Annotated in this window: 13 protein-coding genes; 11 read left to right on the forward strand and 2 right to left on the reverse strand. The window is 68.2% G+C overall.

Annotation, left to right across the window (positions count from 1 at the left end; genetic code table 11):
* Positions 1 to 11: 11 nt before the first annotated feature.
* A complete protein-coding gene (locus EV643_RS38780) occupies positions 12 to 683 on the reverse strand; it encodes a DUF4097 family beta strand repeat-containing protein (RefSeq protein WP_133805220.1) in 672 nt (223 codons plus the stop codon).
* A 225-nt stretch (positions 684 to 908) separates the two neighbouring features.
* Here EV643_RS38780 and EV643_RS38785 point away from each other — a divergent pair, with 225 nt between their 5' ends.
* From EV643_RS38785 to EV643_RS38815, 7 genes are all read left to right on the forward strand, one after another.
* Positions 909 to 1664, forward strand: a complete 756-nt coding sequence (locus EV643_RS38785) for a GbsR/MarR family transcriptional regulator (RefSeq protein ID WP_133805221.1) — start codon at positions 909 to 911, stop codon at positions 1662 to 1664.
* Between the two features lie 335 nt (positions 1665 to 1999).
* The gene (locus tag EV643_RS38790) at positions 2000 to 2737 is read left to right on the forward strand and encodes a cupin domain-containing protein (protein WP_133805222.1); all 738 of its coding nucleotides are present in this window, start codon (positions 2000 to 2002) and stop codon (positions 2735 to 2737) included.
* 74 nt (positions 2738 to 2811) lie between these two features.
* Positions 2812 to 3975 (forward strand): Gfo/Idh/MocA family protein, encoded by a 1164-nt coding sequence (locus EV643_RS38795; protein WP_133805223.1) that lies wholly within the window; start codon positions 2812 to 2814, stop codon positions 3973 to 3975.
* Entirely contained in the window at positions 3972 to 5126 is a 1155-nt protein-coding gene (locus EV643_RS38800; RefSeq protein WP_133805224.1) for a dihydrodipicolinate synthase family protein, read from the forward strand. Before EV643_RS38795 ends, EV643_RS38800 begins: the two co-directional genes overlap by 4 nt.
* Positions 5123 to 5938 carry a sugar phosphate isomerase/epimerase family protein gene (locus EV643_RS38805; protein ID WP_133805225.1) on the forward strand — a complete coding sequence of 272 codons (816 nt, stop codon included), beginning with the start codon at positions 5123 to 5125 and terminating at the stop codon, positions 5936 to 5938. The genes EV643_RS38800 and EV643_RS38805 overlap by 4 nt, the downstream gene beginning before the upstream one ends.
* 60 nt (positions 5939 to 5998) lie before the next feature.
* Positions 5999 to 6757, forward strand: a complete 759-nt coding sequence (locus EV643_RS38810) for a sugar phosphate isomerase/epimerase family protein (RefSeq protein WP_133805226.1) — start codon at positions 5999 to 6001, stop codon at positions 6755 to 6757.
* Between the two features lie 276 nt (positions 6758 to 7033).
* Positions 7034 to 8458: a diguanylate cyclase domain-containing protein gene (locus tag EV643_RS38815; RefSeq protein WP_238166103.1), complete on the forward strand. Its 1425-nt coding sequence runs from the start codon at positions 7034 to 7036 to the stop codon at positions 8456 to 8458.
* On the opposite strand, the gene EV643_RS38820 is transcribed toward EV643_RS38815, so the two are convergent.
* Complete coding sequence (locus tag EV643_RS38820; RefSeq protein WP_133805227.1) at positions 8455 to 8937, reverse strand: GNAT family N-acetyltransferase; 483 nt, start codon at positions 8935 to 8937, stop codon at positions 8455 to 8457. The two genes, EV643_RS38815 and EV643_RS38820, sit on opposite strands and share 4 nt — an antisense overlap.
* A gap of 186 nt (positions 8938 to 9123) precedes the next feature.
* Here EV643_RS38820 and EV643_RS38825 point away from each other — a divergent pair, with 186 nt between their 5' ends.
* The 4 genes from EV643_RS38825 (at position 9124) to EV643_RS38840 (ending at position 13646) form a co-directional block, all read left to right on the forward strand.
* Entirely contained in the window at positions 9124 to 10704 is a 1581-nt protein-coding gene (locus EV643_RS38825) for an alkaline phosphatase D family protein (RefSeq protein ID WP_133805228.1), read from the forward strand.
* Between the two features lie 166 nt (positions 10705 to 10870).
* Complete coding sequence (locus tag EV643_RS38830) at positions 10871 to 11737, forward strand: aldo/keto reductase (RefSeq protein WP_133805229.1); 867 nt, start codon at positions 10871 to 10873, stop codon at positions 11735 to 11737.
* 182 nt (positions 11738 to 11919) lie between these two features.
* Positions 11920 to 13041 carry an LLM class flavin-dependent oxidoreductase gene (locus tag EV643_RS38835; RefSeq protein ID WP_133805230.1) on the forward strand — a complete coding sequence of 374 codons (1122 nt, stop codon included), beginning with the start codon at positions 11920 to 11922 and terminating at the stop codon, positions 13039 to 13041.
* Positions 13038 to 13646 carry an FMN reductase gene (locus EV643_RS38840; protein ID WP_133805231.1) on the forward strand — a complete coding sequence of 203 codons (609 nt, stop codon included), beginning with the start codon at positions 13038 to 13040 and terminating at the stop codon, positions 13644 to 13646. The genes EV643_RS38835 and EV643_RS38840 overlap by 4 nt, the downstream gene beginning before the upstream one ends.
* The last annotated feature ends 401 nt before the right edge of the window (positions 13647 to 14047 follow it).

The raw sequence follows: 14047 nt of genomic DNA on the forward strand, positions 1-14047 counted from the left end.
CATGCCGTTCTCTACAGGCTGCGGGCCGTGATGTCGCCTTGCTCGGTGGTCGCTTGGATGGTCAGGCCGGCTGCGGCGCCTTCGGTGTTCTTCAGCGCGTTGTTGATCCGGCCGTAGCCGGTGCGGGCGTCCAGGGAGGCGGAGACTCCGTTGGCGGCGCCGACCGTCACGTTGCCCATCTGGGCGCGCAGCACGACCGTGCCGGAGGTGGCCTCGGCGATGTTGATGTCGCCCTTCTGGGTGCTGATCTCCGCGGGGCCGGTCAGGCGGCCGACCGTGACGTCACTGGCATAGCCGGCCACCCGCACGCTCGCGGCCTCGTCGATCTTGACCGCACCGCTCGCGCCTTCGCAGGCGACGTCGCCGAGCCGTCCGACGCTCCGGAACTCTGCGCCTGCCGCCTTCGACTCGACGCTCGAGCCGGCGGGCAGCTGGACCGTCACCTCGATGGATCCGGACGGGCCGAGGAGCTGGTTCTTCTCCGCCGGGCCCGTGATCCGCAGGACGCCGTCGACGAATTCGACCTTGGTCTGCTCGGCCGCCTTCACGTCGCGGCCCTTGGAGGCCTTGGTGGGCAGGATCTCGACGGTGGTGTCGGCCCGGTCGGCGGCGATGACCTGGATGCGCCCGGCGGGGATGTCCACGACGGCGGAGATCGCGGCAGGGGTCTCGAACTTGTTCATCATGCTCTCCTTGTGTGCTTGTTGTTTCTAACACCGGAAACGCTACGTTGCGTTCGACAATCTGGCAAGCACATCGTTGCGAACAATCTGCATTCGTGCAGGTCACAGGCAAGATATCGTTGCAACTGGTATGAATCTAACGCAACGAAAAGCTTCCTTGCCGTTGCATAGAACTTGAATGAACGCTACGCTGACGGCGCTAGCGACACACGAAGGGAGATCACCGTGCCGGGAGGCAGGCTGACCCAGCAGGAACGTCAGCAGATCGCGCTGGGGCTGGCCGACGGCCTCGCCTACGCGGAGATCGCCCGACGTCTCGACCGCCCCACCTCGACGATCACGCGTGAGGTGATGCGCAACAGCGGCCCCACCGCCTACCGCGCCGACTTGGCCCACCGCGCCACCGAACGCCGCGCCCGCCAGCGGAAGCCCAGCCCACCCCGAGGACACGGTGCGCCGGCGCAGAGCCACGGGCGCGACGACGAGGCCGTGCGCGAGTACGAGGAGGCGTTCACCACCCTGCTGATGCAACAAGGCCTGCCCAAGATGACGGCTCGGGTGCTGACCTGCCTGTTCGTCGCCGACGCCGGCAGCCTCACCGCATCCGAACTCGCCCAGCACCTCCAGGTCAGCCCGGCGTCGGTCTCCAAGGCGATCGCGCTCCTCGAGGATCAGGGCCTCGTCCGCCGGGTCCGCGACGAACGCCGCCGCGAGCGCTACTTCGTCGACGACGGCGTCTGGTACCAGTCGACGATCGACAGCGCCCGCGGCATGGCCCAGGTCGCCGAGATCGCCCGGCAGGGCGTCGACGTCCTCGGCCGCGACCGCCCGGCCGCCGCCCGCCTGGAGAACATCGCCCGCTTCAGCGACTTCATCAGCGAGGCCATCCTCCGCGCCGCGGAACAGGTCCGCGAAGTCCTCTACACAAAACCCGAAGCGAGCCCAGACGGCACTGCCACGCCAGGTTCGGACCGCGAATAGACCCGGGCTGCCGGGCCGCTGCCGGGCAAGAACCCACCCCGGTCCCGCCAGGAGCCCTCCCCGATCTGTGCGACGGTGCGTGTGGTCGGCCAGGCGGCCGGGCTTACCGAGTCGTGGATATCGGGGCTCGGCAACCGATTGCCCCGCCTTCTGATGCACGACTCGACGCCCCGGATCCCCGATCCGGGCGGTGCACGGGAGTACGACAGGCGGGGAGAGTGCAATCGCTTTCCGGCCGGAAGCGGCATCGGGTTGACTCTGCCGGGAACGCACACCTAAGGTTGCCGCACAAGCCTTGGAAAGCCCTTTCCACGGCGGATGCGGGAGGCGGAACCATGTGCGAGTTCAGTCCGGGCCCGTCCACGGCCCTGCCCGGCGGCATCGGCGTCTCGCTGCTCAAGGTGTACGACATCGAGGCCCCCGACGGTCTGGTCGGCGGCACCCCGCACGTGCACCTCGCCTGTTCCGAGGGCTACTACGTGATCGCCGGCTCCGGTGCGGTCCAGACGCTCAACCCGAAGGGGTACACCGAGACCCCGCTCCAGGCCGGCACCGTGGTCTGGTTCGACCCCGGCACGATCCACCGGCTGGTCAACGGCGGCGGCCTGCAGATCCTCACCCTGATGTCGAACTCCGGCCTCCCCGAGGCGGGCGACGCCGTCCTCACCCTCGCACCCGAACACCTCACCGACCGCGAGACCTATCTCAAGGCGACCACGCTCATCGGCGAAGGCGAGGCGCGCACAACGTCCGCGATGGCTCGCCGCGACCTTGCGCTCGAGGGGTACGCCGCCCTGCGCGCGGCGTACGAGGTGGACGGGTCGAGTGCGCTGGACGCGTTCTACCAGGCGGCGATCGGGCTCGTCCGTCCGCAGCTCGCGGACTGGCGTCGCCGCTGGGAGCAAGGCGCTCGCCGGCTCGCTGACGAGACCGGGCAAGCCCTCGACGCTCTGGAAGCCGGCGAGGCCCCCCACCTCTGGACCGCCGAACTCCACCAGCTGCCCAACCCGACGGAGTACGGCCGGCACGGGATGTGCGGCCGCCTCGACGTGTACGACCTCGGCACCACCTGACCATCCGCAGTACGGAATCCGGCCCGACCTAGACAGAGCAGAGCGCAGACGAAGCGCCGAAGAGAGGCAGCACAGTGAACGAGCGACACGTCGGCATTGTGATGAACGGAGTGACCGGCCGGATGGGCCTGCGCCAGCATCTGGAGCGCTCCATCGTGGCGATCCGCGAGCAGGGCGGCCTGCAGGCCGCCGACGGGTCGATGATCATCCCCGAGCCGATCCTGGTCGGCCGCAACGAGCTGAAGCTGCGCCGGATCGCCGAGCAGTACGAGCTGACCCGGTGGACCACCGACCTGTCCGAGGCGCTGGCCGAGCCGGATGTGGAGATCTACTTCGACTCCCAGCTCACCCAGCTGCGGGAGAAGGGCGTCCGCGCGGCGGTCGAGGCCGGCAAGGCGATCTACTGCGAGAAGCCGATCGCCGAGGGCCTGGACGCCGCGATCGACCTGGCCCGGCTGGTCCGCGACTCCGGGCTGAAGAACGGTGTCGTCCAGGACAAGCTGTCGCTGCCCGGTCTGCGGAAGCTGAAGCGACTCGTCGACGGCGGGTTCTTCGGGCAGATCCTGTCGGTCCGCGGCGAGTTCGGCTACTGGGTGTTCGAGGGCGACTGGCAGGAGGCGCAGCGGCCGGCCTGGAACTACAAGCAGGAAGAGGGCGGCGGAATCATCGTCGACATGTTCTGCCACTGGCGGTACGTGCTCGACCAGATCTTCGGCCCGGTCCAGTCGGTCTACTGCCAGGGCGCCACGCACATCCCGACCCGGTACGACGAGCAGGGCCACCCGTACGACGCGACCGCGGAGGACGCGGCGTACAGCGTGTTCGAGTTGGAAGGCGGGATCGTCGCGCAGCTGAACTCGTCGTGGACCACCAGGGTGTTCCGGGACGAGCTGGTCGAGTTCCAGGTGGACGGGACCGAGGGGTCGGCGGTCGCGGGGCTGCGGAACTGCCGGGCCCAGCACCGGTCCGCGACCCCGAAGCCGGTGTGGAATCCGGACCTGCCGGCGACCGAGAACTTCCGCGACCAGTGGTCCACCGTGCCGGACAACGAGGTGTTCGACAACGGGTTCAAGGTGCAGTGGGAGATGTTCCTGCGGCATGTGGTCGACGACGCACCGTTCACCTGGGACTTCGTCGAGGGCGCCAAGGGTGTGCAGCTCGCGGAGCTCGGGCTGCAGTCGTGGCGGGAGGGCCGCAAGCTGGAGGTTCCGGCGCTCGACATCGAGGCGAAGGCATGACGCTGTCGCTGCGGTTACCCGCCGCCGGTGGACTGGAGACCTATCAGCTGATCGGCACACCTGTTGCCCAGGGCACCTATGAGCCTGCCCGCAGCCGGCTGGCCTTCGCGGCGGCGCATGTGGTGGCGGATCCGCTGGGGGACAACGCGCCCGGTGCGCCTGCGGTGATCGACTGGGAGCACACGCTGGAGTTCCGGCGGCACCTGTGGTCGCTCGGGTTGTCCGTGGCCGAGGCGATGGACACCGCTCAGCGCGGGATGGGGCTCGATTGGGCCGCGACCCAGGAGCTGATCCGGCGGTCTTCGGCTGAGGCCCCGGACGGCCGGATCGCGGTGGGTGTCGGGACGGATCAGCTTGCCCCTGGCAATCATTCCCTGGAGACGGTGATCGCGGCGTACGAGGAGCAGTTGGCCGTCGCCGAGGAGGTCGGTGCGCAGCCGATCCTGATGGCCAGCCGCGCGTTGTGTGCGGCGGCTTCGTCCCCGGACGACTATCGGAAGGTCTACGACCGGCTGCTCGCGCAGTCGTCGCGTCCGGTGATCCTGCACTGGCTGGGGTCGATGTTCGATCCCGCGTTGACCGGGTACTGGGGCAGCGAATCGCTCGACACCGCGGCCGATGTGGTGGTCGACCTGATCGCGGAGAACACCGCAAAGGTCGACGGGATCAAGGTCTCGGTGCTGGACGCCGCGAAGGAAGTTGCCCTGCGCAATCGCCTACCGATCGACGTACGGCTCTACACCGGCGACGACTTCAACTACCCGGAGCTGATCCGCGGCGACGACCAGCGGTACTCCGATGCGTTGCTCGGGATCTTCGCAGCGATCGCACCGGCCGCGGCGGCTGCGCTGAAAGCACTCGACGACGGCGAGCTCACGCGGTACGAGGAGATCTTCGCGCCGACCGTACCGCTGGCCCGGCACATCTTCGCGGCGCCCACGTACTACTACAAGTCCGGAATCGCCTTCCTCGCTTGGCTGAACGGGCACCAGCCCGGGTTCACCATGGTCGGCGGACTGCAGACCGGACGGTCGCTGCCCCATCTGGCCGAGACGTTCCGGCTGGCCGATCAGGCCGGCGTACTGACTGATCCGTCCCTTGCCGTGAGCCGCTTCCGCCAACTGCTGGCCGTGAACGGGGTCGACGCGTGAACCGGTACAGCCTGAACCAGGCGACCACGAAGTACTGGCCGCTCGAGGACGTCGTTGCGGCCAGCAACAAGGCCGGGCTGTACTGGATCGGGCTCTGGCGGGAGCCGATTCAGGAGTACGGCGTGGAGCGGGCGGCCAAGTTGGTCGCGGACGCCGGGTTACGGGTGTCGTCGTTGTGCCGCGGCGGATTCTTCACTGCGACGGACGAGGCCGAACGGCGGATGAAGATCGAGGACAACCGGCGCGCGATCGACGAGGCGGCCACGCTCGGCACCGACGTACTGGTGCTGGTCAGCGGTGGGCTGCCGGCCGGTTCGCGTGATCTCGACGGGGCACGGGCGATGGTTCGGGATGGGTTGGCCGAGCTCGCGCCGTACGCGGGTGAACGGGGAGTCCGGCTCGCGGTGGAAGCGCTGCACCCGATGTTCTGCTCGGACCGGTGCGTCGTGTCATCGTTGGGCGGGGCACTCGATCTCGCGGAGCAGTTCCCGGCAACGCAGGTGGGCGTCATCGTGGACGCCTATCACCTGTGGTGGGACGCGGATGTGTACCGGCAGATCGAGCGGGCCGGTGAGCGGATCTGCTCGTACCAGGTGAGCGACTGGATCGTCCCGTTGCCGGTCGACAACCTGCTCGGCCGCGGGATGATGGGCGATGGTTCGATCGAGCTGCGCCGACTGCGCGAGGCCTGCGACGCGGCCGGGTACGCCGGGCCGGTCGAGGTGGAGATCTTCAACCAGGACCTGTGGGACGCACCCGGCCAGGAGGTCTTCGACCTGGCTCTGCGGCGTTATCTGGAGCACGTTGCCTGAAGCAAATAATCACCTGCATCAATAACTCCCCGAAGCAACGACCCCAGCCGAAGGAGAGCTATGAGCGACCGCACCATCCCCGCCGACGGGATCGGGATGCATCTGTACAGCATGCGCGAAGCACTGGCCGCGGACTATCCCGGTACCCTGCGGCAGCTGGCCAAGATCGGCTACCGGTCGATCGGCGTGAGCGGCAGGCACGGCCATTCCGCCGAGGAGATCCGGTCCTTCGCCGATGACGCGGAGCTCCGGATCGTGCTGGAGCACGTCCCGTACAGCCGGTTGACCGACGACTGGGCGGGTGCGCTCGCCGACGTCAAAACGCTTGGCGGCCAGTGGATCGTCGTACCGTCGCTGCCCAGGGAACTGCGGACCCTGGCCGGCTTCCGGGAAGCGGCCGGCGCGTTCACCGAGGGCGGCAAGGCGGCCCGGGACGCGGGACTGCGGCTGCTCTTCCACAACCACGGACACGACTTCGACGAGGTCGACGGCCAAGTGCTGTTCGACATCCTGTGCGACGAGGTCGAACCGGAACTTCTCGGTTTCGAATTGGATCTGTACTGGGTGGTGAACGGGGGCAAGGATCCGGTGCACTACTTCCAGACGTACCCAGGGCGGTTCCCGGCGTTGCACGTCAAGGACATGGCCGAGGACGGGTCGTTCGCGGATGTCGGCAGCGGCCGGCTCGACTTCGCGGCGATGTTCGCGGCGGCCGGGCAGGCCGGGATCGAGCATTGGCTGGTCGAGCACGACGCACCGACCGACCAGTGGGACTCGGCCCGGACGAGCTACCAGACCCTGGCCGAACTGCGCTACTGATCGGGCTTCTGGCTGCTGGTCGGGCGTACAGGCTCGACGCGATCTCGGGTCGGCGGTTGGGGATCGGATCACGGTCGGTGAGTTAGGCTCTGTTGTCGTCACTCACTGCGAGAGCATGCTCTCCGACCGGCACGAAAGTCCGCATTCGTTTGCCGGAAGGCGCTGTCCCAGTGGCCGGATCTGTCACTCTGTAAAGGGGCCCTCACCACGGCGGGGTCCCGGGTGAGGCCGCCGACGCCGTGACGCCGGAGATTCACAGTGCAGAACGAGCCCACTGTGCGGTTGACCGCAGTTCGCCGTCTCTACGAGGTGAGCGCCCGGATGGGTGCTGGGCGGAGCCTGGCCGAAACCCTGCAGGCCGTGGTCGACGGAGTCGTCAACGGGCTCGGCTTCGGGATCGCGGTGCTGAACCTGCGGCAGCCGGACGGCAAGTTCGAGGTGATCGCGGTCGCCGGATCCCCCGAGGCCAAGGAGGCCCTGCTCGGCACGGTCAGCGCGGCGGACATCTTCGACGCGGAGTTCAAGATCGCGGACCAGTGGGGCGGGTTGCGCTTCGTACCGCATGAGCGGTTGCCCGAGGGCGAAGTGGTCGGCTGGGTCCCCGACGTACCCGTGTCGTCCGAGCCGGACGCGTGGCATCCGCTGGACGCGTTGTTCGCGCCGCTGTACTCGTCCGACGGCGAGCTGGTCGGGATGCTGGCGGTCGACCTGCCCGAGGACCAGCGGCGGCCGGGGCCGATTCACCGCGAACTGCTGGAGATCTTCGCGACCCAGGCCGGGCTCGCGATCGACAAGGCGCGGCTGACCGACCAGTTGCTGGCCGAGAAGGCGCGGCTGGAGGCGAGCGAGACGACGTTCCGGCTGGTCTTCGAGGGTGCCGGGAACGGGATGGCGACGCTCGCGTTCGAAGGTCCGGACGCGGGCCGGATCCTGCGGGTCAACGACGCCTTCTGCCGGATCACTGGGTACGACCAGAGCCAGCTGATCGGCAGCCGGATGCTCGACTACCTCCAGGACGAGGACGCCGGGCAGACCCAACGCGAACGCGACCAGCTCAGCTCAGGCCCTGGGCCGCACCGGTTCGAGCGGCGGTTCTTGCGGGCCGACGGCAACCACATCTGGCTCGGCGGCACCGCGGCGATCGTTGACCAGGGCAAGGATCAGCCGGGGATCCTGCTGATCCAGATCGACGACATCACCGCGCGCAAGGACGCCGAGCGCGAACTCCAGCACCACGCCGGCCACGATCCGCTCACCGGGCTGGCGAACCGGCGGCTGCTCCAGCACCGCTTCGACGCCGTCTTGCAACGGTCGCGGCAGAGCGGGCGGCGCGGCGTACTGCTGTTCTGCGACCTGAACCACTTCAAGCAGGTCAACGACCGGTACGGTCACGAAGCCGGCGACCGGGCGCTCCGGGAGATCGCCGAGCGGTTGCTCACCGAGGTCCGGCACGGCGACACGGTCGCGCGTCTCGGCGGCGACGAGTTCGCCATCCTCGCCGAGGAGATCGACGACGACGACCTGACCGCTCTGATCCGCCGGCTCGAGGAGTCCATCCGCCGCCCTCTCACCGGCATCGACGTCCCCGTGACCACCAGCATCGGCACCGCAGCCGTCACCCCTCTCAGCACCGACCTGGACGAACTCCTCCGCACCGCCGACCACGCCATGTACCAAGCCAAGAACCGCACGCGTAGTTAGCTGCCGAGCTTGGTGAGGGCCTCGTCGGTCAGGCGGTAGGTGGTCCACTCATCTTGAGGCAGGGCGCCGAGGGACTTGTAGAAGTCGATGGCGGGGGTGTTCCAGTCGAGGACGGACCACTCGAGGCGTTCGTAGCCGTGGGCGACGCACTCCTGGGCGAGTGCGATCAGGAGGGCCTTGCCGAGGCCGGAGCCGCGTTGGTCGGGGCTGACGAAGAGGTCTTCCAGGTAGATGCCATGGACGCCGCGCCAGGTGGAGAAGTTGAGGAACCAGAGCGCGCACCCGACCACCTCGCCTTCGAGCTCCGCGACGTGACAGAAGACGGCCGGGGAGCCGCCGAACAGCGCGGTCTCCAGCTGCTCAGCCGTCAGCCGGCACTCATCCGGGGCACGCTCGTACTCCGCCAGTCCGTGCACCAGTCCCACGATCGCCGGTACGTCGTCCGGCCGCGCACGCCGGATCCGTTCGTCTGCCTGCATGCCCCCATCCTGCCGGTCCCCGGATCAGCTGCACTGATCTGATGCTGAGCTCTGGTCGATCTACCGGTGATTGCTGTTAACTTACCGAACAACTTCGTTAACCTGCGCGACGGGCGACCGCCGACCGGAGGTCATCTGACGGCTGCAGGCTGACCCGGATCCCCCATCCGCCCAAGGAGGAACCTCATGCCAGTCTCACGTCGCCGATTTCTCGGCTTCGGAGGCGCCGGCACCGCCGCCGTACTGCTCGGCACCGGAGTCTGGGACGCCTCGACCACGTACGCCGCCCCGGCGGGCACCGGGAACCCGTTCACCCTCGGCATCGCGTCCGGCGACCCGCGGCACGACAGCGTGGTGCTGTGGACGCGTCTCGCCCTCGACCCGTACGCCGTTGACGGGCGCGGCGGGATGCCGGACAAAGCAGTGCGAGTGGAATACGAAGTCGCCCGGGACGAGCGATTCCGGCACATCGTGCGCCGGTCGAGTGTGCTGGCGACGTCCGAGCTCGGCCACTCGGTCCACCCGGAGATCCACGGGCTGCAGCCGGACCACGAGTACTACTACCGGTTCCGCACCGGCGGCGAGGTGTCGCCGATCGGCCGGACCCGGACAACGCCGCACCCGTACGCGTCGCCCCGCGAACTCCGATTCGCGTTCGCCTCGTGCAACGCGTGGCAGGACGGGTTCTTCACGGCGTACGACCACCTCGCGGAGGAAGACCTGGATCTGGTCGTGCACCTGGGCGACTACATCTACGAGTCCGGGGTCAAGATGAACCGGCGGGGCGTGGTGACCGACCCGCGGTTCCACACCGAGACGTTCGACCTCGCGCGGTACCGCCTGCAGTACTCGCTCTACAAGACCGAGGCGCCTCTGCAGGCCGCACATGCCCGGCACCCGTGGATCCAGACGATCGACGACCACGAGGTGGAGAACAACTGGGCCGGCGACCTGTCCCAGAAGGACACCGAGCCGGACCAGGACCCGGTGGTGTTCCGGGCCCGGCGGGCGGCCGCGTTCCAGGCGATGTACGAGAACATGCCGCTGCGGCACGACCAGATGCCGTCCGGGCCGGATGTGCGGCTGCACCGGCGGCTGCCGTACGGGCGACTGGCGGACATCACCATGCTCGACACCCGGCAGTACCGCTCCGACCAGCCCTGCGGCGACGGCGACTCCTCGACCTGTGACGACCGGTTCGATCCGGACAACACGATGCTCGGCGGGAAGCAGAAGGCGTGGCTGCTGGACGGTTTCCGCAGCTCGAACGCCCGCTGGCAGGTGCTCGGCAACCAGGCGCCGATGGGTCAGACCGACTGGACGCCCGGCGAAGAGACCCACATCTGGCTGGACCCGTGGGACGGATACGTTGCCGAGCGCAACGAGCTGCTCGGCGCCGCGCAGGACAGCGGGGTGCGCAACCTGGTCGTCATCACCGGTGACCGGCACCAGAACTACGCGCTGGAACTGAAGCGCGACTACGGCAACCCGGACTCGGTGGCCGTCGGCACGGAGTTCGTCGGCACGTCGATCACCAGCGGCGGGGATGGCGCGGACATGACCGACCAGGGTCTGCAGTTCCTGGCCGCGAACCCGCACATGAAGTTCTTCAACTCCCAACGCGGCTACGTGCGCGTGACAGTGGACAAGGACCGCTGGCGCTCCGACTACCGCGTGGTCCCCTTCGTCCAAACACCAGGCGCGCCCATCGTCACCCGGGCGTCCTACGTCGTCGACGACCGCAACCCCCACGTCCACGCATCCTGATCGCTTGCGTCCGAAGAACCTAGTCTCCGACACGGGACACTAGGGTGATAGCGCTCGGTTCTTCGGACGTAAGAGGGGTGCTGTCACGCGATTCAGTGGTGCGGGTGCTTGCTCTGTGCGGATTTTCCTGTTGGATTTCCGGGTTCGGGCGCGCGAGGTTGGACTCATGACGAACAAGACCCGCCGGATCGGCGATCTCGAGGTCAGCGCGATCGGGCTCGGCGCGATGCCGATGTCGATCGAGGGCCGGCCCGACGAGGACCGGTCGATCGCGACCATCCACGCCGCGCTCGACGCCGGCATCACCCTGATCGACACCGCCGACGCGTACCACCTGACCGCGACCGACGACGGCCACAACGAGACCCTGATCGCGAAGGCGCTCGCGTCGTACGGCGGCGACACGTCCGGCGTACTCGTCGCGACCAAGGGCGGCCACCTCCGCCCGGGCGACGGATCCTGGACCCTGAACGGCTCGCCGGAGTACCTGAAGCAGGCCGCGGACGCGTCGCTCAAGCGGCTCGGCGTGGAGGCGATCGGCCTGTACCAGTTCCACCGGCCGGACCCGAGGACGCCGTACGAGGACTCGATCGGCGCGATCCGCGACCTGCTCGACGCCGGCAAGATCCGGCTGGCGGGTATCTCGAACGCGAATCCGGCCCAGATCCAGCTGGCGAACGAGATCCTCGGCGGCCGGCTCGTCTCCGTGCAGAATCAGTTCTCGCCCGCCTTCCGGTCCAGCGAGCCCGAGCTCGAGTTCTGCGACCAGCTCGGCATCGCGTTCCTGCCGTGGTCCCCGCTCGGCGGCATCTCGAACGCGTCCGACCTGGGTTCGAGGCACCCGGCGTTCCACGAGATCGCCCAGCAGCTCGGGGTGAGCCCGCAGCAGGTCACCCTCGCCTGGATGATGGCGAAGTCGGAGCACGTCATCCCGATCCCCGGTTCCAGCCGCCCGGAGACCATCCGCGACTCGTACGCCGCGACCGACCTCCAGCTCACCCCCGACCAGATCACCGCCCTCGACGCAGCCTGATCCGGCCGACAGCCCGATCGAGTCCCACTCGGTCGGGCTGTTTTCGTTGGGCCGCGGGCCTTGTGCTCCGACACGGGGCACTTAGTCCGCCGTACCGGATCATGGAATGGTGAGGGGCCGGGTGGCGTTACTGTGGTCAGAGGTAGTTTAATCGTGAACTACTGAGACTTCGAGGAGGGCAGATGCAGTTCGGTGTGTTCACCGTCGGCGACGTGACCGAGGATCCGATGACCGGCACGACCATCAGCGAGGCCGAGCGGATCAAGTCGATGGTGACGATCGCGCTGAAGGCCGAGGAGGTCGGGCTGGACGTGTTCGCGACCGGCGAGCACCACAACCCGCCGTTCGTGCCGTCGTCGCCGACCACGATGCTCGGGTACGTCGCGGCGAAGACATCCAAGCTGATCCTGTCCACCTCGACCACCCTGATCACCACCAACGACCCGGTGAAGATCGCCGAGGACTACGCGATGCTGCAGCACCTGGCCGACGGCCGGGTCGACCTGATGATGGGTCGCGGCAACACCGGTCCGGTGTACCCGTGGTTCGGCCAGGACATCCGCAACGGCATCGCGCTCGCGGTCGAGAACTACGCGCTCCTGCGCCGCCTCTGGCGTGAGGACGTGGTCGACTGGGAGGGCCAGTTCCGTACGCCGCTGCAGGGGTTCACGTCGACGCCCCGACCGCTGGACGACGTACCCCCGTTCGTCTGGCACGGCTCGATCCGGTCGCCGGAGATCGCGGAGCAGGCGGCGTACTACGGTGACGGGTTCTTCCACAACAACATCTTCTGGCCGGTCTCGCACACCAAGCAGATGATCGACCTCTACCGTCGCCGGTTCGAGCACTACGGACACGGCGCCGCGGACCAGGCGATCGTCGGGCTCGGCGGCCAGGTCTTCATGCGGAAGAACTCGCAGGACGCGGTGCGCGAGTTCCGGCCGTACTTCGACAACGCGCCGGTGTACGGACACGGTCCCTCGCTGGAGGAGTTCAGCCGGGAGACCCCGTTGACCGTGGGCAGCCCGCAGCAGGTGATCGAGCGGACGCTGACGTTCCGGGAGCACTTCGGTGACTACCAGCGGCAGCTGTTCCTGATGGACCATGCCGGGTTGCCGTTGAAGACCGTGCTGGAGCAGTTGGACATCCTCGGCTCCGAGGTGGTGCCGGTGCTGCGGAAGGAATTCGACTCCCTGCGGCCGGCCCATGTCCCGGAGGCGCCGACGCATGCGTCGTTGAAGGCCGCGGCCGAGCGCGCTCGTTCGCTGGAGACACTGGAAACCGTGGAGGCGGGGGACCGATGAGCGAACGCACGATCGCCGTGGTGACGGCCGGACTGACGAGCCCTTCGTCGACCCGGCTGCTCGCTGACCAGCTCGCCGCCGCCGTCCGGGACACGCTCGACGAACGCGGAGTCCCGCGCCGGATCGTCGTCATCGAACTGCGCGACCACGCGCACGACCTGACGAACAACCTGCTCACCGGCTTCCCGTCGGAGAGCCTGCGGTCGGTGCTCGACACGGTTACGCGGGCGGATGCGCTGATCGCGGTGACGCCGACGTTCAGCGCGTCGTACAGCGGGCTGTTCAAGCTGTTCTTCGACGTCCTGGACGACAAGGCCCTGGTCGGCAAACCCGTCCTGATCGGCGCGACCGGCGGCACCGAACGGCACTCGTTGGTCCTCGAGTACGCGATGCGCCCCCTCTTCGCCTACCTCCAGGCCGTCGTCGTCCCCACCGCCGTCTACGCCGCCTCCTCCGACTGGGGCCCCCACGCCACCGCCCTCCGCTCCCGCTCCACCCGAGCCGCGACGGAACTAGCCGACCTCATCACCAACACCGCCCCGTCGACCGGGCCGATCGACCCCTTCGACGACTCCACGCCCTTCGAGGACCTCCTCAAGGGTTAGCCAACAGCTCGACGTGCGCTGTCACCCCGAACCCCCGAACCCCCGGAACACATGAACCTTGAACACCTTCAGGGGGCCTTGAACACGGTATGTCTTGTTCAAGGTCCCCGCTTGTTGTTCAAGGTCCCGGAGTTCGGGCCTCTGCGGCCAATCCAGCTGCGCAGGAACCAAACCAGTTCGCGTTGACCGGTCGGGGTCGACCAGGGAACGAGTAGCTCGGGCGGGTGTGGGTATCGGGGTTGGGTGGAGCTTCGGGATGGGGTTGGGTGGCGGGTTGCGTGGCGGCTGCCGTATGTCGTGGCGCGGGTTGGGGGAGCCGGGGCGGCGCGGCGGGTGGCTCGGGTGGTGGGACGGGTGGAGGGGACGCGGGACGTCGGGGTCGCGCGGGTGGCGGCGAGAGT

The organism is Kribbella caucasensis (assembly GCF_004361855.1).
Lineage (GTDB): Bacteria > Actinomycetota > Actinomycetes > Propionibacteriales > Kribbellaceae > Kribbella > Kribbella caucasensis.